Origin of the sequence: Mycobacterium ostraviense (assembly GCF_002705925.1) — a bacterium.
Classification (GTDB): domain Bacteria; phylum Actinomycetota; class Actinomycetes; order Mycobacteriales; family Mycobacteriaceae; genus Mycobacterium; species Mycobacterium ostraviense.
In genome coordinates this window covers 5,833,725-5,855,948 of record NZ_NKRE01000001.1, presented here as the reverse complement: position 1 = coordinate 5,855,948, position 22,224 = coordinate 5,833,725, and the positions used below count along the sequence as shown (strand labels likewise).

Genomic DNA, 22,224 nt, shown 5'->3' with positions numbered 1-22,224 from the left:
CGTGCCGCAATCTAAAGTGTTTGATATGCAACGGGTTCGAAACGAGCGAATTTGCTGATGGCTATGCTAGAATCTCGACCTTTTCGCGCCGTAGCGGTCGCAGATGAGCCAGGTGTCGGCTGAGCGATGACTGCCGCTAGTGCGTTGACTCACAGGATGGCGAGGGCTCGCTTCCTGATGAGCATCGGGAACCTGTGCGGCCTGGGGTTACAGGCCGGGGGCCAGCGGTGCTGGCCCGTGATGTGTTCGCGGTCAAGGTGATGGTGTAGCCGCAACCGGCTTGGCTGTGGTGACCGCGGTCGGCCAACAAGTGGGCTAAGGAGGGGTGGTGTTGGACTTCGGGGCGTTACCGCCGGAGGTCAACTCGGGACGAATGTATGCCGGTCCGGGATCGGGTCCGATGATGGCCGCCGCGGCGGGCTGGGACGGGCTGGCCGCGGAATTGAGCACGGCGGCCGCGGGCTACGGTTCGGTGATCACCGAACTGACCAGCTCACCGTGGGTAGGGCCGGCGTCCGCGTCGATGCTGGCCGCGGCCGCACCGTATGTGGCCTGGTTGAACGCGACGGGCGAGCAGGCCGAACAAGCGGGCATGCAAGCCCGCGCGGCCGCAACCGCCTATGAGACCGCCTTCGCGATGACGGTGCCGCCGCCGGTGATCGCGGCCAACCGAGCGCTGTTGCTCGCCTTGATCGCAACCAACTTCTTCGGACAAAACACCCCGGCGATCGCGGCCACCGAGGCCCAATATGCCGAGATGTGGGCCCAAGACGCCGCCGCGATGTATGGCTATGCCGCCTCCTCGGCGACCGCTTCACAGCTGACGCCGTTCCAGCCGCCGCCTGCCACCACCCAACCCGGCGCAGTGGCCGGGCAGGCCGCCGCGGTCGGTGAGGCCGTCGCCGCCTCGACAGCCAACTCGGCGCCCACCGTTGTGCCGACCGTGTCGATGACTGCGTTATTGGGCAGCCTGACGTGGCCGCTATCGACCACCACACCAATAGCGGGTATCGACTCGATTCTGACGCAACTGGGATTTTCGTTGACCCCGTCGTCATTGGCGGTTCCGCCCTGGTTCGTCGGACCCACCGGACTATTGGCCACAATATTCGGGAACTCGTCAAATATTTGGAATTCGGTCACGAATTACCCGTACTTCGCGCTGGGTTCGGTCAATTCACTTATCGCGTGGGGTGGCGGTCTGCTACCGGGTGCTCCTGCGCCCAATCCCGCGCTCGGTGGGGCGCTGGCGCCGCCGGGGGCGGTGGGCGGTTCCTGGGGCGCCCCGGCGGCCGGTCTGGGCAAGGCCGCAACCATCGGCCGGTTGTCGGTGCCCCCGACCTGGGCGGCCATCACGGCTTCAGAAGTAAGCCCACTGTCGGGTGAACCTGGAACCGTCAGTGCCCTCAACGCCACGACCAACGCCGGAACATCGGGACTACTGCGCGGAATACCGCTGACCGGTGCCGGTCGGCGCACCGCCGGCTACGTCAACAAGTACGGATTCCGCTACAACGTACTCACCCGGCCGCCGTCGGCCGGGTGACTCAGGACGGAGGCTCGATCACTATGGGATTGAGGGTTCGGCGATTCATCCAGTTCGTTAAACCAATTGGAGGCGACAAACGGCATAGCAGCGGATTCAAAACCCAACTGCAGATTAATCCTCGATGGCAATAAATGAACACTATCGGTCCAGGAATGAATAGTTGGCATCGAAAGCATGCCCAGCCATAGCTGCCAATAACTTGATCACGGGACGGGATGCCCTGAAGCCGGCGAGGCACAGGGTTATTCGAGGGAGGAAACTGATGTCGTTTGTGACGACACAGCCAGAAGCATTGTCGGCTGCTGCCGCTACCTTGCAAGGCATCGGCTCAGCACTGAACGCCCAGAACGGCGCCGCTGCATCACCCACGCCAGGGGTGGTTCCAGCGGCCGCAAACGAGGTGTCAGCGCTGACCGCGGCGCAGTTCGCCGCACATGGCGAGATCTACCAGGTCGCATCCGCGCAGGCGGCAGCCATCCACGAGTTGTTCGTCAAGACCTTGGGCACCAGTGCCGTCTCGTATGCGGCCACCGAGGCGGCGAACGCAGTCGCGAGCAGATAGGGGTCAGGCAATGGATTTTGGGGCGCTACCGCCGGAGATCAACTCCGTGCTGATGTACATCGGACCGGGGTCGGGGCGGATGACGGCCGCTGCTTCGGCGTGGAATGGGTTGGCAGCTGAGCTGAACGCGGTCGCTACGGCCTACGAAGCGGTGATCACCGGTCTGGCCAGCGAAGAGTGGCTCGGTCCGGCGTCGGCATCGATGGCCGAGGCGGTCGCGCCCTACGTGGCCTGGATGAGCAACGCCGCCACGCAGGCCGAACTGGCGGCAAACAAGGCCACGGCCGCGGCGGCGGCATATGAGGCCGCGCATGCGGCTACGGTGCCCCCGCAGCTGGTCGCGCTCAATCGTGCTGAGCTCGCGCAGCTGCTAGCTGCCAACGTGTTCGGTCAATACACCAACGCTATCGCGGCGCTTGAGACCCAATATGGCGAAATGTGGGCTCAAGACGCCGCGGCTATGTACCAGTATGCGGGCTCGTCAGCTACCGCTACGAAGATCACCCCGTTCACGTCGCCTCCGCAGACCACCAGCCCGGCCGCCCAGGCCGTGCAGGGCGGCGCGGTCACCCAGGCGGTCGGCACTGCGGCCGGCTCGGCGCAACAAACGCTGTCGGACCTGATTAACAGCTTGCAGACCCAACTGGCAAACCTCGCCTCGCCCTCGAACGTCGCTCTCCTCGGGTTGACTCCGACCAGCGAAACACTGGGGTCGGTGGCCTTCAACCCGAATTCGATCGTCGGCTCGGTGTTAACCGGGATAGGCGGAAACAGCACGTTGAACCCGCAGTGGTTCATTACGGCGTTCCGAAACTTCGCCGGTCCCATCTACAACGTCGAGGGCCTGCCATACTTCTCGACCGGTATGGCGAATACGTTGCTGTCGCTGAGCAAGGGCCTCGCACCGGCCGCTTCGTCGGCCGCCGGCAGCGCCGCCGCGAACGGCTTAGCGGGCCTGGGTGGACTGCTGGGCGGCGGCGGTGGGGTGGCCGCGAGCATGGGCCAGGCGGCGTCTGTCGGAAAGCTGTCGGTGCCGGCCGCGATCTCGGGAATAGGTCCGACGGTTGGGCATGCGTCCCCACTGCCGATCAGTACTGTCAGCGCGGCGCCGGACACGGCAGCCGGAAATCTGCTGGGCGGCCTGCCACTCGCCGGCGCCGGCACCGGCGCTGCGGCAGGCGCCGGGCCCCGCTATGGCTTCCGGCCCACTGTCATGGCCCGCCCACCGTTCGCCGGCTGACGGCCAAGCTGCACCGTGTTTCGCCGACAGTGCATCTTCTACCCGGAACGCGCCAGCATGCCCGGGTCAGCAGATCTCGACGGGTGTCGACGCCCAACTTTACAAGCGTTTGGTTGGGAGTTTGCTGAGCGGACGACAAACAGCCCTTCCCGCTGTTACTGTGTCGTTACCACAGGTGAATTTGCCGTGCCAACACGTGAACACTTGCTAAATGGTGGCGTTGAAAGCAAACTGGCGCCGCGCGGTCATCTACTCTCTTGCTTGCAGTAGAGCGGTGCCGGGGACAATCGAGGGAGGAAAACAGCATGACATTTGTGAACACACAGCCGGAAGCTCTGGCGGCTGCGGCGTCAAGCCTGCAGGGTCTTGGCACCACGATGAGCGCTCAGAACGCCGCTGCGGCGGCCCCTACGACGGGGGTTGTGCCAGCGGCCGCCGACGAGGTATCGGCCTTGACCGCGGCTCAATTCGCCGCGCACGCGCAGATGTACCAAGCGGTCAGCGCCCAGGCCGCCGCGATTCACGAGATGTTCGTTAACACCTTGGCGACCAGTGCCGGTTCGTATGCGGCCACCGAGGCCGCCAACGCCGCCGCCGCCGGCTGACCACGCTGGCAGTTGTGGGCCGGGGAGGGATGCGGTTACGGACGTGAGTTCTACGGTGACCTCTCGCCGGTGGGTCATTGCGCATGCGTGCCACGCGGCCGAGCATGTGCTCCGAGGTGCCGCAGTCATCGATTCCGATTGCGGTCGGGGACCGATGTCCGTGTCGCGGTGTCGCGGTGCCGCGACGCCGGTGGCAGTCGGCTGGAAGGGGGGATCATCCATAGTTCTCCGGTCGGCGGTTGCGTGAATACGTAGCTGGCCGGTCATCGCACCCACAAACAACAGACGACAAATAATCTAGCGAAGCTAGGCAAGATCTAGGCAATTAAGGAGAAATTCAGGTGACTTCACGCTTTATGACCGACCCGCACGAGATGCGGGCGATGGCGGGCCGCTTCGAGATGCACGCTCAGACGGTTGAGGACGAGGCCCGCCGGATGTGGGCGTCCTCGCAGAACATCTCCGGCGCGGGCTGGAGCGGTCTGGCCGAGGCCACCTCGCTGGACACCATGGGTCAGATGAACCAGGCCTTCCGCAACATTGTGAACATGCTGCACGGCGTGCGCGACGGCCTGATCCGCGACGCCAACAACTACGAGCAGCAAGAGCAGGCTTCCCAGCAGATCCTCAGCAGCTAGCGCCCAAAGCCACAGCTGCGTACGCTTTCACTGGTTAGGAGAACACCACTATGACCATCAATTACCAGTTCGGCGATGTCGACGCCCACGGCGCCACCATTCGGGCCCAGGCGGCGTCGCTCGAGGCCGAGCACCAGGCCATCGTTCGCGATGTGCTGGCTGCCGGCGACTTCTGGGGCGGTGCCGGTTCGGTGGCTTGCCAGGAGTTCATCACCCAGTTGGGTCGCAACTTCCAGGTGATCTACGAGCAGGCCAACGCCCACGGCCAGAAGGTCCAGGCCGCCGGCAGCAACATGGCGCAGACCGACAGCGCCGTCGGCTCCAGCTGGGCCTAAAACCAAACTTCGGGCGCGGCAGCACACCAACACCGGGTGTGCTGCCGTGTCCTGCAGTTGACCGGCAGTCGATCAACTGAAGACCTCTGAGGTTAGGCATGGATCAACAGAGCACGCGCACCGATATCACCGTCAACGTGGACGGCTTCTGGATGCTCCAGGCGCTGCTGGATATTCGGCACGTTGCGCCCGAGCTGCGGTGCCGGCCGTACGTATCCACCGACAACAACGACTGGCTGAATGAGCATCCCGGAATGGCGGTCATGCGCGAGCAGGGCATTGTCGTCGGAGACACGGTCAACGAACAGGTGGCCGCCCGAATGAGGGTGCTCGCCGCGCCAGACCTCGAGGTCGTAGCCCTGCTCTCCCGGGGCAAGTTGCTGTACGGGGTAGTCGATGACGAGAACCAGCCGCCCGGTTCACGCGACATTCCGGACAACGAGTTCCGGGTGGTGCTGGCCCGCCGAGGCCAGCACTGGGTGTCCGCGGTGCGGGTGGGCAACGACATCACCGTCGACGACGTCTCGGTAACCGACAGCGCATCGATCGCCGCACTGGTGATAGACGGGCTGGAATCGATTCACCATGCGGACCCTGCTGCGATCAATGCGGTCAATGTGCCTTTGGAGGAGATGCTGGAGGCCACCAAGTCATGGCAGGAATCCGGCTTCAACGTCTTTTCCGGCGGCGATCTGCGGCGAATGGGCATCAGCGCCTCCACGGTGGCCGCGCTGGGCCAGGCGTTATCAGATCCTGCGGCCGAGGTCGCGGTCTATGCACGGCAGTACCGAGACGACGCCAAGGGTCCGAGCGCCTCGGTGCTGTCCCTCAAGGACGGATCGGGTGGGCGCATCGCGCTCTACCAGCAGGCGCGAACCGCGGGCTCCGGGGAGGCGTGGCTGGCTATCTGCCCGGCAACCCCACAGTTGGTGCAAGTCGGGGTGAAGACCGTGTTGGACACGCTGCCGTACGGCGAGTGGAAAACACACAGCAGGGTTTAACAACGCTGTTACGAAAAACGAAGTGTTACAACGCTTTCAAACATAGGATGCGAGCCAGATGCGGACCGGGCATACTGCTCTGTTAGCGGCTGCACAATTGAAAAGCAAACGTCAACCACAACCATTTAGTCGCGAGGCGAGGCAAATGAATTCGGAGTTGGTCGATCCGCAACTCACCCGGGGCGACGCCTCGGTGAGCATACCGACGGTGCCCCGGGCGCGGCTGAAGTCATGGGCTACCACGTTCGCCACGGCAGGGGGTACAGGACGATGACCGCAGTAGCTGACGCGCCACAGACCGAAATCGAGGGCGTCTCGTCGCCCCGATCCGTCGTCGTCGGCATCATGGCCGGTATCGGCGTCCAGATCGGCGTGCTGCTGGATGCCAATGCCCCGGTGTCGGTGATGACCGAACCACTGTTGAAAGTGGTGAACAGTAGGCTCCGAGAGCTCGGCGAGCCTCCCCTGGAGGCCACCGGCCGGGGCAGGTGGGCGTTGTGTCTGGTCGACGGCTCGCCGTTGCGGGCCACCCAGTCGCTGACCGAACAAGAGGTCTATGACGGCGACCGGCTGTGGATCCGATTCATCCCGGACACCGAGAAGCGGTCGCAAGTCATCGAGCACATCTCCACAGCGGTTGCGTCCAATCTCAGCAAGCGATTCGCCTCGATCGATCCGGTTGTCGCCGTACAGGTCGGGGCGTCGATGGTGGCCATCGGCGTCGTCCTCGCATCAGGAGTGCTCGGCTGGTGGAGGTGGCACCACAACACGTGGTTGACCACCATTTTCGCGTCAGTGGTCGCCGTACTGGTGTTGGCGGTGTCGATGCTGCTGTTGATGCGCGCCAAGACTGACCCGGATCGGCGCGTTGCCGACATCATGCTGATGAGCGGTCTCGCTCCACTGGCAGTGGCCGCCGCGGCGGCGCCTCCCGGTCCGGTCGGGTCGCCGCAAGCGGTGCTGGGTTTCGGAGTGCTGTCAGTAGCCGCCGCGTTGGCGCTGCGATTCACCGGTCGCCGGCTAGGGATCTACACCGCGATCGTCACCATCAGCGTGGTGGCGACGCTTGCGGGTCTGGCCCGGATGGTCGCCGCAGCCAGCGCGGTGACGTTGTTCAGTAGCACGGTGCTGGCCTGCGTCCTGCTCTATCACGCAGCCCCCGCGCTGTCGCGGCGGCTGGCCGGGATCCGGCTACCGGTGTTTCCGTCCGCCACCAGCAGGTGGGTTTTCGAGGCCCGTCCCGACCTGCCCACGACGGTGGTGAGGTCCGGTGGTGGTCCGGCGACCCTCGAAGGGCCGGCATCGGTGCGCGATGTGGTGTTGCAAGCCGAACGCGCTCGGTCATTCCTGAGCGGCCTGCTGGTGGGCCTCGGTGTCCTGATGGTCATTTCCCTGACTTCGCTGTGCAATCCGCACACCGGGGAACGCTGGCTGCCGCTACTACTTGCCGGATTCACCGCCGGGTTCCTGCTGTTGCGCGGACGGTCGTACGTCGACCGATGGCAGGCGACCACCCTGGCCGCCACCGCCGTGATCGTCGTCGCCGCGGTGGTTATCCGGTATGCGCTGGTGCTGGCCTCACCGTTGTCGGTGTCGATCGCCGCGTCGATCCTGGTGCTGCTGCCGGCGGCGGGTCTGACAGCTGCGGCCGTGGTGCCCAACACCATCTACAGCCCGCTGTTCCGCAAGTTCGTGGAATGGATCGAATATCTCTGCTTGATGCCGATTTTCCCGCTGGCATTGTGGTTGATGAATGTCTATGCAGCGATTCGGTACCGGTAACGACAGGTTGCGGCGTGGTCGCGGCCCAGCCGCGGCCGTCGCCGCGATTCTGCTTGCCTCGGGTGCGCTAGCCGGTTTGCCGCCGGCGCACGCGATTTCGCCCCCGACGATCGACCCGGCAGCGTTGCCACCTGATGGTCCGCCCGGACCCGTCGCCCCGATGAAGCAGAACTCCTACTGCACCGAAGTCGGAACGTTACCCGGCACCGACTTTCGGTTGCCGCCCAAGTACATGGAGATGCTGAACCTCACCGAGGCATGGCAGTTCGGCCGGGGCGAGGGCGTGAAAGTCGCCGTCATCGACACCGGCGTGACGCCGCACCCCAGGTTTCCGCGCCTGATTCCCGGCGGCGACTATGTGATGGCCGGCGGTGACGGCTTGTCGGACTGCGATGCTCACGGAACCATCGTGGCGTCGATGATCGGCGCGGCTCCGGCCAATGGGGCGGCGCCGCCTCCGGCGGTTCCGCGCCGGCCCGTCACCATCCCCACCACGGAGAAGCCGCCACCACCGCAGACCGTGACGCTGTCACCGGTCCCGCCGCAGACCCAGACGATCACCGTGGTTCCGGCTCCACCGTCTGAGGAGGGGGCCCCGGGCGCCGCCCCGGCGCCGGGCCCGGTGCCTCCGGCGGCCCCGGGTCAGGCTCCGGCCGGCACCCACGGTGGTGGAACGGTGACGATACCCAGCTACTCCGGTGGCCGGCGGGTAATCGGCATCGACAATCCGAGCGGTCCGCATCCGCTCGACCCGCCGCCCTCACCAGCGCCGCCGCCCGACGCGTTCAGCGGAATCGCCCCGGATGTCGAACTGATTTCCATCCGCCAATCGAGTCAGGCCTTCGGTCTCAAAGACCCGTACACCGGCGATGAAGATCCGCAGACGTCGCAAAAGATCGACAATGTCCAGACCATGGCGCGAGCGATCGTGCATGCTGCCAACATGGGTGCTTCGGTGATCAACATCTCCGACGTGACATGCATGAGCGCCCGCAATGTGATCGATCAACGGGTGTTGGGGGCGGCGGTCCACTACGCGGCGGTCGACAAGAACGCGGTCATCGTGGCCGCGGCCGGCGACAGCAGCAAGAAGGATTGCAAACAGAACCCGGTTTTCGATCCGTTGCAGCCCAGCGATCCCCGTGACTGGAACGCGGTCACCACGGTGGTGACCCCGTCGTGGTTCAGCGACTACGTCCTGACGGTCGGCGCAGTCGACGCCAATGGTCAGCCGATGAGTCAAATGAGCATTGCCGGGCCGTGGGTGTCTATTGCCGCACCGGGGACCGACGTCGTCGGCCTTTCGCCTCGAGACGACGGCTTGATCAACGCGATTGACGGCCCGGACAACACGTTGCTGGTTCCGGCCGGCACCAGTTTCTCCGCCGCGATCGTGTCCGGGGTAGTGGCCCTGGTCCGGGCGAAGTACCCCGAATTGTCGGCCTACCAGGTCAAGAACCGATTGATTCACACCGCCCGGCCGCCCGCTCGCGGCGTGGACAACCAAGTCGGCTACGGTGTGGTGGACCCGGTGGCAGCCCTGACCTGGGATGTGCCAGAAGGGCCGGTCCAGCCGCCGAAGCAACTGTCAGCGCCGCTGGCGCTGCCGAAACCACCCACCGAACGCAATATGGTCCCGGTTTGGGTGGCTGCCGGGGGATTGACCGGGGCACTATTGATAGGCGGTGCGGTGTTCGGTACAGCAACGTTGATGCGACGATCACGGAAGCAGCGATGAAGGCTCAGCATAGGTTTGGGTTGGCTTTGTCGTGGCCGCGGTTGACGACGGTGTTCTTGGCGGACGTGGTCATACTCGTGGTCGCCAGCCACTGCCCAGACTCGTGGCAGGGCCAGTACCGCGTCGCATGGTGGGTCGGGGTAGGCCTTGCGGTGGTGCTGACACTGTTGTCGATCGTCACCTATCACGGGATCACCGTGACCTCGGGTATCGCCACCTGGCTGTGGGATCGGTCTGCCGATCCGGGTACGGCACTGGGCGCGGGGTGTACGCCGGCCATCGATCACCAGCGCCACTTCGGACGTGACACCGTCGGAGTGCGTGAATATCAGGGCCAGTTGCTCACAGTGATCGAGGTCGACGGTGGTGAGGGCGACCAGCCGGGCCGACATCGTCATCGGACCTCGCAGTCGGCGGTGTTGCCGGTGGGCGCGGTTGCTGAAAACTTACGACAGTTCGACATCCAACTCGATGGCATTGACATCGTATCGGTGGAAGTGCGCGGCGGCGCCGAGGCCGCCAAAGCGTCGGCTTCATTGGACGAGTGGGGTCCTGAGGAGTGGGGAGTGGTGGGGGACAAGCCCACCGCCAACCGGCGCCGTACCTGGTTGGTGTTGCGGATGGATCCGCAGCGCAACGTGGCCGCGGTCGCCTCCCGCGATTCGTTGGCCTCTACGTTGGTGGCGGCCACTGAGCGGTTGGTTCAGGATCTGGACGGTCAAACCTGCGCGGCGCGGCCGCTGACCGCTGATGAGTTGGCCGAGGTCGACAGCGCGGTCTTGGCAGATTTGGAGCCGACCTGGCGCCGGCCGGGTTGGCGTCGCCTCAAGCATTTCAATGGGTTCGTCACCAGTTTCTGGGTGACGCCGTCGGACATCACTTCCGAGACGTTGGACCACCTGTGGTTGCCGGACACCCCGGAGGTGGGCGCCACGGTGATCACGGTACGGCTGACGATGCGTGCCGGTCGGCCGCAGATGTCGGCGTGGGTTCGCTATCACAGCGATTCACGTCTGCCCAAGGAGCTCACGGCGGGGCTCAACCGCCTCACCGGCCGCCAGCTGGCCGCCGTACGCGCGAGCCTGCCGGTGCCGGGGAAACGTTCCAGACTGGTCGTGCCCAGTCGCGAATTGCGTGACTACGACGAGCTTGAGCTGCCTGTGGACCAAGTACAGGAGCACGCAGCAAGCTCGTCCGGAGGGCAATGACTCGCCCGCAGTCAACCGCTGAAGATGCCCGCAACGCCCTGGTCGCCGGTCTGCTCGCCTCTGGAATCTCGGTCAATAGCCTACAACCCAGCCACAACCCACAAGTGGCGGCGCAAATGTTCACCACCGCCACCAAGCTGGATCCCGGCATGTGTGATGCCTGGCTGGCCCGAATCCTCGCTGGCGACCAGAGCATCGAAGTGCTCGCCGGCGCCTGGGCGGCGGTCAGGACATTCGGTTGGGAGACCCGCCGTCTCGGCGTGACGGACCTGCAGTTCCGTCCCGAGGTCTCCGACGGGTTGTTTCTGCGGCTGGCAGTCACCAGCGTTGATTCGCTGGCATGCGCATACGCTGCGGTCCTCGCCGAGAACAGGCGTTACCAGGAGGCGGCCGAACTACTCGACGCCACCGACCCCCGCCATCCTTTCGACACCGAACTGGTCAGCTATGTGCGGGGCGTGCTCTACTTCCGCACCAAACGCTGGCCCGACGTGCTCAACCAGTTTCCCGAGGCAACGCCATGGCGTCACCCGGAACTGAAGGCCGCCGGCGCGGCGATGGCGACCACCGCGCTGGCATCACTGGGCGTCTTCGAGGAGGCGTTCCGGCGAGCGCAAGAAGCCATCGAGGGGGACCGGGTGCCCGGTGCAGCCAACATCGCGCTCTACACGCAGGGCATGTGCTTGCGGCATGTGGGCCGCGAGGAGGAAGCCGTTGAACTGTTGCGCCGGGTCTATTCGCGCGACCCCAAGTTCACCCCGGCCCGCGAAGCTCTGGACAATCCGAACTTCCGGCTGGTACTAACCGATCCGGAAACTATTGAAGCGCGCAAAGATCCGTGGGATCCGGATAGTGCGCCGACCCGCGCCCAAACTGAGGCTGCTCGCCATGCCGAGATGGCCGCAAAGTATTTGGCGGAAGGGGATGCCGAGCTGAACGCGATGCTCGGCATGGAAAAGGCCAAGAAGGAAATCAAACTCATCAAAGCGACGACCAAGGTGAACTTGGCGCGGGCCAAGATGGGGCTTCCCGTTCCGGTGACATCGCGTCACACCTTGCTGCTGGGGCCGCCGGGTACTGGAAAGACTTCGGTGGCAAGGGCATTCACCAAGCAGCTCTGCGGGTTGACGGTATTGCGCAAGCCGCTGGTGGTGGAGACCAGTCGCACCAAGTTGTTGGGCCGGTACATGGCCGATGCCGAGAAGAACACCGAAGAAATGCTCGAGGGTGCGCTGGGTGGCGCGGTCTTCTTCGATGAAATGCACACACTGCACGAGCGTGGTTATTCCCAGGGCGACCCCTACGGCAACGCGATCATCAACACCCTGCTGATTTACATGGAGAACCACCGCGACGAACTCGTGGTCTTCGGCGCCGGCTATGCCAAGGCAATGGAAAAGATGCTTGAAGTGAATCAAGGTCTACGACGGCGGTTTTCGACCGTGATCGAGTTCTTCAGCTACACCCCGCAAGAGTTGATCGCGCTGACCCGGTTGATGGGCCGGGAGAATGAAGACGTCATCACCGACGCAGCCGCCCAGGTGTTGCTGCCGTCGTACACCAAGTTCTACAACGACCAAACCTACTCCGAGGACGGCGATCTGATCCGGGGCATCGACATGCTCGGCAACGCCGGCTTCGTGCGCAACGTCGTCGAGAAAGCCCGCGATCACCGTAGTTTCCGCCTGGACGACGCTGATCTCGATGCCGTACTGAACAGCGATCTGACCGATTTCAGCGAGGACCAGATGCTCCGGTTCAAGGAGCTCACCCGCGAGGACCTTGCCGAAGGCCTCAGCGCCGCAGTGGCGGAGAAGAAGACAACGACGTAGCGGCTGTCTCGCGTTACGTCGACAGCTAACCTTCCAACGCAAGCGTTTAGCGCACCCGCGCGGCCGTCGTGACCGGTTCCCATTTGGAGAACCTAGACTTTTCCGCTGAGTCACCCACCGTGCAACGGCGATGTTGACCTAGTGCTCGCGGTGCCACAGAAGTGCCGGTGTGCCCACGTGAGCCTGGGTTTCCGCACGGAGAATGGCCATTGCCCCACACCGCCGATAAGGGGTTCGAGATTTACCCGGTGCCGGTCCCTATGGGTTAGGCCCAACTGGCTTCCGCGGCGGCTACGGCCGGATACGCTGTGTGGTGCTGAAGCTCGGACGACCGGGGTGGCGCTCCTGGCAAATTCCACGAGGGTGACTTCATCCGGGATCTTGCAACCGCGGCGGCACCCTCGTGTGCCCCGATCATGACAGGAGGTGGGCCGAACGGACCCGATCAATAGCGGCTCTATGAAAGTCATGACCGATTCATCCCGATCTGGTCAACGGCGCTTTGTCCACCGTCTGAATCGGCTGGCGCCGAGTACCCTAGGCGCGCTACGTAGCAAACGTACGTGCTCTTGGTAACTGCCCGACACCACCCCCAGCGGCGAGGCTCCGTAGCCCGGTTGGACTAACCTCCAAGAGGAGAAGTCCGATGTATTTCCTTAGGACACAACAGGAATCGCTGCACGAAGCAGTCAACGACGTAACTGCGGTAACCACAACGCGATTCGCCACCCACGGCCAACGACCAGTTGCGGCTGATCAGAAGCCGCCAACGGCCGTCGCGCCGAAGATCGTTGGTTGCCACACCACGACCGAAGTGGCCGACGCGGCCACCGAAGCTCTAGTCGGATAAAAGGAGGTGAAGATGATGGATTTCGGAGCGCTTCCACCGGAAGTCAATTCGCTGCGCATGTATTCCGGACCGGGCTCGGCGCCGATGCTGGCTGCCGTGACGGCCTGGGATGGGCTGGCAGCCGAACTGCGTTCGACGGCAGCCTCATACGATGCGGTGATCTCGGAGCTGACCGGCGAAGGCTGGCTTGGCCCGGCATCGGCATCGATGGCGGCTGCAGTGACCCCGTATACGGCATGGGTGAGCATCACCGGTGTCCAGGCCGAGCAGACTGCCGCTCAGGCAGCAGCGGCGGCGGGTGCATTCGAGGCCGCCTTTGCGATGACGGTGCCGCCGGCTGTGGTCGCGGCTAACCGCGCGCGGTTGATGATGCTGGTCGCCACCAACATATTCGGCCAGAACACGCCGGCGATCGCGGCCACCGAGGCCGAGTACGGGGAAATGTGGGCTCAGGATGCGGCGGCGATGTATGGCTACGCGGCCAGCGCTGCGGCGGCCTCGACGCTGACACCGTTTAGCGAGCCGGCGCAGACCACCAACCCAGCAGGGCAGGCCGGCCAGGCGGCGGCCGTCGCTCAAGCCGCCGGCAGCGCGGCGGCTACTGTGACGCAGTCGGAGCTGCCGCAACTGATGTCGGCAGTGCCGTCCGCACTCCAAGGACTCGCGTCGCCGGCATCGGCCCTGTCCGGAGCTGAAGCTGTGAATTCTGCGGCTGACCTTCCGGTGCTGGGAAACATACTCGCCGATATCCTGAATTTCCTGGACGGCGCCGACGGCAACCCCTACGGGACCTTCTTCAACTCCTCGCTGGTCAACGGCTTCACGTCAGCCGGTTATGTAAGCCCGGACCTGATCACGCCGGCAATCACGGGTGCCATGGCAGACCTCAACTCATTGCAGGCCGGCGGGCTGCCGGCAATCTCGCCACCCGACGGCGGCCATTTCAACTTCCCCGGATTGGCCTCGGCGTCGGCGCCGGCGCCGACGCCGACAGGTGTGAGCAGCGTTGTGACGGGGCTCAATCGGGCGGCGCTGGTCGGTCGATTGTCCGTGCCGGAGAGCTGGACGGCGGCCACACAGGTGGTGAACCACGCCGGTGCCGCCGCCCCGGGTGGTGGCTGGACCAGCACCGCCAGTGTCCCCGACGCCGCAGCCGGTACACCTGGCGTGCCGGGGATGCCCGCCCCGGGTGTCTACGGACACAGCTTCGGCAGTGGTCCTCGGTACGGGTTCAGGCCGACGATTATGTCCCGGCCGCCCGCCGCGGGCTGACGACGAGGCCGATGTTGGTGGTGAAGTTCGCGGGCACGCACCTGCAACTGCCGGCAGTTCCACGCGGCTCCGGTGCCAGTGTCTCGCAACGAGATCCGGATCAGGGCCCGGGCAGTTGGTCCGGCTCATCATCGCTGGCCCTGTCGCCAGGACATCGCCGGCGCACCCCAGGGTGTTCCGGGATACCGTGTCGCACAGGCGGTTTGCGACCAGACGTCGGTACGGTCGGCTTGACCGGGCACCGCAATATGCGCGATTTACCATACCCCCACCTGATACGGCGAATAGTTGCCGCTTGTTCACCAGCGGGGTATTGCCGTTATCGGCGGGTTGGGTTGACTCCCATCGCCACAAGTGTCACGATTGCTCTTGCATGCACCTCGCTAGGTGAGGCGTCTGCACGGATACAGGCCACTGACCTCGAACGTCGAAAGACGCCCAGGGTCAGGACAGCTCTTCCCGGCTTAAGGGTTGAGCCCAAGTGGCTTCCGGCTTCGGCTAGCCGGATACGCCGTGTGGTGCCAAAGCTCTGACGAGAGGGGTGCCGCGCTCAGTTGTTCCCCTGGGCTCTCACCCCGTGTGCAATCTGCCTGGCATCCCCGTGTGCCCTGGCCCTGAGGAGGTGAGAGCGAGATGAGTCCCGGCGATAGTCCGTATCCGAGTCCGACGAGCATTTCGTTCCGATCCGACCCCGGCGCCTTTTTCACCTTCTGAACGGGTTCGCCTGATTCTCTAGTTGCGCGGCTCCGCATTTGGAGACGTGGCGATAGAGCACATGAATAACACCATCGATCCGGGTTGGGTCCTTCGTCCTGGAGAAGTTTGATGTCGTTTGCGATCACCCGTGCAGCTGTGCCGTCTACGACCCCCGGCGCCGTGCCACACGAACACCGCACCCGCACTCGGCAACTGGCCATTGCCACTGCGGAGGATAAATCCTGCAAGCGACGAATCAAACTCGATCGAGCACAACACGATTCAACGCCCCAGTCCGGATCTGGCGGTGGCCGCACAGGTGATGGCAGTCCACCGATCAGGTACCGCGACGTCGGGTCGTCCAGGCGCCGGTTCAGTTGCGGCCGCCGGCGCCAACAGCACTACTACAGCCGATGAGAAAAGAGGCCAGCGATGACCGTCGCCCTGGACTTTGCAATGCTGCCGCCCGAAATCAATTCCGCCCGCATGTATTCGGGGCCTGGCTCGGGCCCGATGCTTGCCGCGGCGTCAGCCTGGAAGGGCCTGGCTGCGGAATTGCGCGCCACCGCATTGTCCTATCACTCGGTGCTCGCGGCGCTCACCGGGGAAGAATGGTACGGCCCGGCATCGGCATCGATGGCGGCCGCCGCCGCCCCCTACGTGGCGTGGATGAACACTACCGCGGTCCAGGCAGAACAGACCGCGGTACAAGCCGAGGCCGCCGCGGGAGCGTACGAAGCCGCCTTCGCCGCGACCGTCCCTCCGCCGGTGATCGCGGCCAACCGTGCTCAACTGATGGCCTTGATCGCCACAAACGTCCTGGGCCAGAACACCCCGGCCATTGCAGCCTCCGAGGCACAGTACACCGAAATGTGGGCCCAAGATGCCATGGCGATGTACGGCTACGCCGGATCCTCGGCTGCCGCCACTCAGCTGAGCCCCTTCGTGGAGCCTCAGCAGTCAACCAACCCCAGCGGGCTGGCCGCCCAGGCGGCTGCGGTCACCGAGGCCGCCGGCAACTCGGCCGGCAATCAGCCGAGCACGCTGTCCGGGCTGATTTCCATGGTTCCTAATGCATTGCAGGGACTTTCGGGCCCTAACAGCACATCCTGGCTACAGGTGATTTGGGACCTGCTGACCGGGTCTGGACCTGCTTGGTGGCAGACCTTGTGGAACGTCTGGGGGCCCAACGCGAATGTCTGGAACACCATCACTTCGACTGGGCTCTTCGTCCCAGGTAGCACGTTTGCACCCTTCATGGCTAGCGTCCTGGCTGGCGCAGTAGCTGCGGATGCGGCTCAGGATGCGAGTGCGGCCGCGGCTGGAGTCGGCGGTGGGCTGGCGGCGGGCCCGCTTGCGTCCACTGGCAGCCTCGGAAGCGCCGTTTCGGCCGGTTTGGGCAACGCGGGCATTGTCGGCAAGCTGTCGGTACCGCCGGCGTGGACCGCGGCCGCGCCGCTGCACAGCCCGCTGGGTTCGGCTTTGGGAGGCACGCCGATGGTCGCCCCTCCGCCGGCGGTGGCGGCCGGTATGCCCGGTGTGCCGTTCGGCAACATGGCCGGTCAGCCCTTCGGACGCGCTGTACCCCAGTACGGCTTCCGCCCCACCTTCGTCGCGCGACCTCCCGCAGCGGGCTAGTCGCCGGCATCGGTGCGCACCGATGCACCGATGACTTAGTCGCCGTTACCGGCCGCTGACTCGGTAAGCATGGGGTTGCGCCTCCGGGCGACGCGACCTGACAGCCTCCCAGGAATTCTCCAGCAACCACCCAGTGGAGTGACAGCGAAATATTCAGTACGTTCCCGAGGCCATCGGTAACGTCCTCTCTTTCAGCAAAGAGGAGCACGTCATGGCGATCAGGTGTCAAGGCCCAGATCGTGGCCTGCGCGGCCGAGCGCGGCTGTCGTGCGCGATGGACTCCAGTCAGTCGCTGCCCGGTGGCGTGACATTCAGTTGCCGTGCGGACTAGCAATCGATTTCTTGCCAGCAGGATCAAATCTAGGAGGTCGCGGGCCGGCGTTTACCCCAAGAACGCCTCGCAATAATCCGATTATTTGCAGTTTTTGATTTCCGGGCCGATACGAATGGGCAGAAATCGTAATTATAGTGATCCGGGTGGCACGTCGATGCTCTTCGGCAATGGTGGCCAATCGTATTGACCGACACACGTACAATATCGCCGGATTTCCTCTGTTCACGGTTTTGCCTGTGTCGCGCGGGGTCACCTAACCGTTTAATTCGTTGTTCTCCGGGCGAATAGCCGCAAGCGCTCACTTAGGTGATCTGGACGGCTGAAGTGATAGCTAAGCTGAGAGTTTTCCAGCGATCAACGATGCGGTGAAGGCTACTTTTAACGTCGTGATTACACGCTGGGAACGCAACGCAAATAATTATTGTGCAGTATGACGGTGGTGGCCGCTTGGGGGCGGCCACAATCGCACTCTGGACCAGCAGAAGATTCATACCGGGAGGACCTAGATCGACGCAAGCGCGCGGAATCAATCGTGACACGGTCGACGGGTCGAATAATGAGATCGGTAAGAGCTGATCCAATTTACGTACGGAACTACACGGCCGTGATTACTATGGCGGTCAGCGGAGAACCGGAGGCAGCAAGTGATAGATTTTGGGGCGCTTCCGCCGGAGATCAACTCGGGGCGGATGTACATGGGGGCGGGGGCTGGCCCGATGTTGGCCGCAGCAGCGGCCTGGGCGGAGTTGGCTGCCGAGTTGCAGTCTATGGCCGCCTCGTTTAAGTCGATCATCGAGAGCCTGACGATCGGACCGTGGACGGGTCCGTCGTCGATCACGATGGCAGCCGCAGCCGCGCCGTATCTGGCGTGGATCAACACCACGGGCGTCCAAGCGGAGGAAGCCGCCGCCCAGGCGGCGGTGGCCGCCGCCGCCTATGAGACGGCGTTTGCGGCGACGGTGCCGCCGCCGGTGATCGCGACCAACCGAGCGCTGCTGATGACGTTGATCGCCACCAACATTTTCGGGCAGAACACTCCGGCGATCGCGGCCACCGAGGCCGAATACCTGGAAATGTGGGCCCAAGACGCCGCCGCAATGTATGCCTATGCCGGCTCCTCCGCCACGGCCACTCAGCTGACGCCGTTTACCGAGCCGCCACAGACCACAAACCCGTCGGCAGCGGCGGCTCAATCCGCCGCCGTGGGGCAAGCAACCGGCACGGCTGCGGCTTCCGACATCACGACACAGCTGTCCCAGCTGATCACCTCGGTGCCGAACGCGCTGCAAAGCCTGGCCTCGACCACGTCGTTGCCGACGGCGGCGCCGTCGTTGCCGGGATCCTTATTGCCGTTGCCGGCCTTGCCGCCGTGGCTGCCAACCGATATCGATAACTGGAACATCATCATGGCAGCCCTGAACGGGCCTTACTCGCTACAGGGCCTCGCCTCTATACCGGGTGGCCCATTCCTGTCCTTCGGGCAGGTCTACGCCTACGCGCAGAACGGGCAGGGTTTGCAGGCCTTCTTCGCCCCCGCCAAGCCCATCACCGGGGCCTTGGCGCCGATCGCTGATTCGCTGGGCGCAAACCTGACCGCCAGCGGCGCAGGCGGCGGTTCGGTCACGGGGGCGATGGGGCGGGCGGCCCTGGTGGGCAGCATGTCGGTGCCCCAGGGTTGGACGCAAGCCGCCCCCGCGATGCGACTGGTCTCCTCACTGCTGCCCACCAACTTGGCCGCCGCCCCGGCCGCGGCGGCGTTTTCCGGCGAGGCCGGCGTATTCGGCCAAATGGCCCTGTCGAGCTTGGCCGGCCGCGCCCTGGCTGCTACCAGTTTCGGCTCCGCAGGCAGTGGTACGGCACATTCATTAGGCGGCGTAGTCGCCGCCGAGGCTGACTCCGCCACCGCCACCATCATCGTTATTCCGGCGCTCGACGAATGACGGCGGTGACGGTCATGACCGGCGTTTACGACGAGCCGTGGCCCAGCTCGGGCCACTCAAAGCACCCGGCCAGGTAAGGGGTACAGACGTGTTCTACGCAGCACTTCCACCGGAGATCAATTCGGGCCGCATGTACAGCGGCCCGGGCTCGGGCCCGATGCATGCCGCCGCAGCGGCCTGGGACGCGCTGGCCGCCGAATTGCAGTCCATCGCCGCCGCCTACTCGTCGATTATCGACAACCTGACCAGCGGGCCATGGGTAGGTCCGTCGGCGCTGGCCATGGCGGGCGCGGCCGCACCCTATGTGACATGGCTGCAGGGCACCGCCGCACAGGCCGCACAAGCGGCGGCCCAGGCGGCCGCGGCAGCCAGCGCCTATGAAACGGCGTTCACCGAGCACGTGCCGCCGGTGGACATCGCGGCCAACCGCAGTCAACTGGCGTCGCTGGTGGCGACCAACATCTTCGGCCAGAACACCCCGGCGATCGCGGCTACCGAGGCGCAATACGGCCAAATGTGGGTCCAAGACGCCGTCGCGATGGACGGCTACGCCGGTTCCTCGGCGGCTGCTGGCCAGCTGACGCCGTTCACCGAGCCGCCGCAAGTCGTCAACGCGGCCGGCTTGGCCAGCCAAGCCGCTGCGGCCGGCCAAGCCGCCGGAACCTCTGCCGGCACCGCCGCGCAGTCCGTCCTGGCTTCGGGCGATCCACTTTCATGGCTGCTGCAAATCGGCGCCGACCTCAGCACCGCCTACACAAAGGCCATGAACGACCTGGTGAACGGCATCTTCGGACCAACCGCAGCGGCGGACTATCTCCGCCTGTTTCTGGCCATCAGAGGTCCAGTGGCCTTCACCACGATCTTCAACTGCATCGGATTGCTGGTGAACTTCCCCGCATCACAGTTCCTCAAATTCGCCCCGCACTCGGCAGCGGGCGGACTCGGCGCAATCCCGAAAGAGGGGCTGGGCGCCGGGCTTGGGCTGGCGCCGCACTGGGGGCGAGGCTGGCTGACCGGCGCGACATCGGGCGACGTGACGGCGCACTGGGGACGCGGTACTCTGGTCGGCTCGTTGAGCGTTCCACCCAGCTGGGCGACAGCCACGCCCGCTATCAGGACCGTGGCCGCCGCATTATCGGCCGCCGGACCGGAGGCCGTGCCAGCCGCCGCTCTCGGCGAGGGAGGACTACTCAGCTCGACGGCGCTGGCGGGCATGCTCGGAAGTGCCCTCGGCGCCGGTGCTCCCAGCGCCGTCAGCGGCACCGGGGTCCGCGGCCGTATCACCCCGCTCAAAGACCTCAAGGACGCCACGTCGCCGGACAAACTCAAGCGTCTGGTCGCGCAGATATCGGAGAAGCCTGAAAGCGTCCAGCATCACAGCGTCGACCCCGAAGGCCTTGACAATCTGCTCGAGCAACTGGCTAAGAAGCCGGGCATTCACGCAGTGCACCTGTCCAAGGGCGATAAACCCAAAGTGGTGCCCTCGGATGCACAGCTGGGATGATAAGTGGCTGGAGCTCTATGTTGATCGACTTTGATGCCAAGGGCCGTAACGCCACGGCCAGTCTACGGCCTGGTGTGGTTGTGGTGTCGATTGGTCGCGGCAAAAGCATTACCGGACAGGGCAGTTCGGATATCAACCAAAATCAGAACCGGGCAACCGCAAGCTACCGGGGACGGAGGAATGAAAATCATGAAGAAGCTGCTAACGCTACTGGCCCTGCCGGCCATGATCGGACTCGCGGCACCTGCCTATGCCGATCCGCAGGAGCCCAGCGCTGCTGACGACGCGGGCTTCCTTGCCGCACTGCAACAAGCCGGCATCACCTATCCGAATGCGGCGGCAGCGATCGGATCCGCCCAGGCGGTATGCGGGTGCCTGGATAACGGCGAGGCGGGACTGGAAGTCGTCCACGATGTGAAGGTCCACAATCCCGGATTCAACATGGAGGCCGCATCGCAGTTCGCGGTGATCTCGGCGACATACTACTGCCCGCACCACCTGAGCCACGTCTGATAGGGGGTTGGGCGAGGAGCCGGCGCGGCCGGCGCCACGGGCCATGCCACTCCGGCCAACTCGACGTGACCTAGCCCTGACGCGGCCTTGCTCGGACTCAAATCGCTTGAGGACCAGCATGTTTCGCGTTCTGGTCAGCGCCGCAACGCAACCGGTTCGCCCGCTCGCCACCCGTCGTTAACCGCCATGTGCTTAGCTGCCGTCGCCCTCGCACTGGGACAGAAGGGAACGCAGTGCCGTGCAGAACCTCAGCATCGCCGAATTCACGCTCCGGCTCGCCGTCGGCGTAGGCTGCGGGGCCCTGATCGGCCTCGAGCGGCAGTGGCGGGCGCGCATGGCCGGGCTGCGTACCAATGCTCTGGTGGCCACCGGAGCGACCCTTTTCGTGTTGTATGCGGCCGCCACCGAGGACAGCAGTCCGACCCGGGTCGCGTCGTACGTGGTATCGGGCATCGGGTTTCTAGGTGGTGGGGTCATTCTGCGGGAAGGGTTCAACGTGCGCGGCCTCAACACCGCTGCCACCTTGTGGTGCTCGGCTGCGGTCGGTGTGCTCGCCGCCTCCGGGCACCTGGTATTCGCGTTGATCGCCACCGCCACCGTCGTCACCATCCATCTCTTCGGCCGCCCGCTGGGGCGGCTGATCGACCACGACAACACCGTCGAAGAAGACGAAAGCCTACGGCCCTACCAGCTGCAGGTGCTCTGCCGCCCCAAGTCCGCGAAGTATGTGCGCGCTCAGATCGTGCAACACACGGCTCGAAACGACATCACGCTGCGCGGCATCCACACCGGCACAGCCACCGACGACAACATCGCGTTGACCGCTCACCTACTCATGGACGGCCACACACCGGCCAAGCTGGAGCGGTTGGTGGCCGAACTGTCTTTGCAACCGGGCATTTACGCAGTGCACTGGTATGCCGGTGAACAAACCAATCCGATGTTGCCGATGTCGCCGTCGGACTGATTTGACGTCCATGTGGGGAC

The 22,224-nt window shown here is 64.7% G+C and carries 17 protein-coding genes and 2 riboswitches; all 17 genes read left to right on the top strand.

Annotated elements, in window-relative coordinates:
• Window positions 1–331 precede the first annotated feature (331 nt).
• The 17 genes from CDN38_RS27275 (at window position 332) to CDN38_RS27190 (ending at window position 22,204) form a co-directional block, all read left to right on the top strand.
• The gene (locus CDN38_RS27275) at window positions 332–1,546 is read left to right on the top strand and encodes a PPE family protein (protein ID WP_142361374.1); all 1,215 of its coding nucleotides are present in this window, start codon (window positions 332–334) and stop codon (window positions 1,544–1,546) included.
• A 265-nt stretch (window positions 1,547–1,811) separates the two neighbouring features.
• A complete protein-coding gene (locus CDN38_RS27270; protein WP_075511531.1) occupies window positions 1,812–2,111 on the top strand; it encodes a PE family protein in 300 nt (99 codons plus the stop codon).
• A 10-nt stretch (window positions 2,112–2,121) separates the two neighbouring features.
• A complete protein-coding gene (locus CDN38_RS27265) occupies window positions 2,122–3,351 on the top strand; it encodes a PPE family protein (protein ID WP_075511532.1) in 1,230 nt (409 codons plus the stop codon).
• Between the two features lie 305 nt (window positions 3,352–3,656).
• A complete protein-coding gene (locus tag CDN38_RS27260) occupies window positions 3,657–3,956 on the top strand; it encodes a PE family protein (RefSeq protein ID WP_075511533.1) in 300 nt (99 codons plus the stop codon).
• A 341-nt stretch (window positions 3,957–4,297) separates the two neighbouring features.
• Window positions 4,298–4,594, top strand: coding sequence for a WXG100 family type VII secretion target (locus tag CDN38_RS27255; protein ID WP_036410127.1), 297 nt, complete (start codon window positions 4,298–4,300; stop codon window positions 4,592–4,594).
• A 50-nt stretch (window positions 4,595–4,644) separates the two neighbouring features.
• Window positions 4,645–4,929: a WXG100 family type VII secretion target gene (locus CDN38_RS27250; RefSeq protein ID WP_023363993.1), complete on the top strand. Its 285-nt coding sequence runs from the start codon at window positions 4,645–4,647 to the stop codon at window positions 4,927–4,929.
• 98 nt (window positions 4,930–5,027) lie between these two features.
• Entirely contained in the window at window positions 5,028–5,930 is a 903-nt protein-coding gene (locus tag CDN38_RS27245) for an ESX secretion-associated protein EspG (RefSeq protein WP_023363995.1), read from the top strand.
• A gap of 270 nt (window positions 5,931–6,200) precedes the next feature.
• Entirely contained in the window at window positions 6,201–7,712 is a 1,512-nt protein-coding gene (gene eccD / locus CDN38_RS27240; RefSeq protein WP_075511534.1) for a type VII secretion integral membrane protein EccD, read from the top strand.
• Window positions 7,690–9,450 carry a type VII secretion-associated serine protease mycosin gene (gene mycP, locus CDN38_RS27235; RefSeq protein ID WP_075511535.1) on the top strand — a complete coding sequence of 587 codons (1,761 nt, stop codon included), beginning with the start codon at window positions 7,690–7,692 and terminating at the stop codon, window positions 9,448–9,450. Before eccD ends, mycP begins: the two co-directional genes overlap by 23 nt.
• Window positions 9,447–10,658, top strand: a complete 1,212-nt coding sequence (gene eccE / locus CDN38_RS27230) for a type VII secretion protein EccE (protein WP_075511536.1) — start codon at window positions 9,447–9,449, stop codon at window positions 10,656–10,658. Before mycP ends, eccE begins: the two co-directional genes overlap by 4 nt.
• Window positions 10,655–12,490: a type VII secretion system ESX-5 AAA family ATPase EccA5 gene (gene eccA5, locus CDN38_RS27225; protein WP_075511537.1), complete on the top strand. Its 1,836-nt coding sequence runs from the start codon at window positions 10,655–10,657 to the stop codon at window positions 12,488–12,490. The genes eccE and eccA5 overlap by 4 nt, the downstream gene beginning before the upstream one ends.
• 167 nt (window positions 12,491–12,657) lie before the next feature.
• Window positions 12,658–12,833: riboswitch (M-box (ykoK) riboswitch) on the top strand.
• A 522-nt stretch (window positions 12,834–13,355) separates the two neighbouring features.
• Window positions 13,356–14,612 (top strand): PPE family protein, encoded by a 1,257-nt coding sequence (locus CDN38_RS27220; protein ID WP_075511627.1) that lies wholly within the window; start codon window positions 13,356–13,358, stop codon window positions 14,610–14,612.
• Window positions 14,613–14,984: 372 nt separating this feature from the next.
• A riboswitch (M-box (ykoK) riboswitch) is annotated at window positions 14,985–15,160 on the top strand.
• A gap of 580 nt (window positions 15,161–15,740) precedes the next feature.
• Entirely contained in the window at window positions 15,741–16,946 is a 1,206-nt protein-coding gene (locus tag CDN38_RS27210) for a PPE family protein (RefSeq protein WP_075511538.1), read from the top strand.
• A 978-nt stretch (window positions 16,947–17,924) separates the two neighbouring features.
• Complete coding sequence (locus CDN38_RS27205) at window positions 17,925–19,220, top strand: PPE family protein (RefSeq protein WP_075511539.1); 1,296 nt, start codon at window positions 17,925–17,927, stop codon at window positions 19,218–19,220.
• Window positions 19,221–19,308: 88 nt separating this feature from the next.
• A complete protein-coding gene (locus CDN38_RS27200; protein ID WP_075511540.1) occupies window positions 19,309–20,724 on the top strand; it encodes a PPE family protein in 1,416 nt (471 codons plus the stop codon).
• A 189-nt stretch (window positions 20,725–20,913) separates the two neighbouring features.
• Entirely contained in the window at window positions 20,914–21,237 is a 324-nt protein-coding gene (locus tag CDN38_RS27195) for a DUF732 domain-containing protein (protein WP_075511628.1), read from the top strand.
• Between the two features lie 238 nt (window positions 21,238–21,475).
• A complete protein-coding gene (locus CDN38_RS27190) occupies window positions 21,476–22,204 on the top strand; it encodes an MgtC/SapB family protein (protein ID WP_075511541.1) in 729 nt (242 codons plus the stop codon).
• Window positions 22,205–22,224 lie beyond the last annotated feature (20 nt).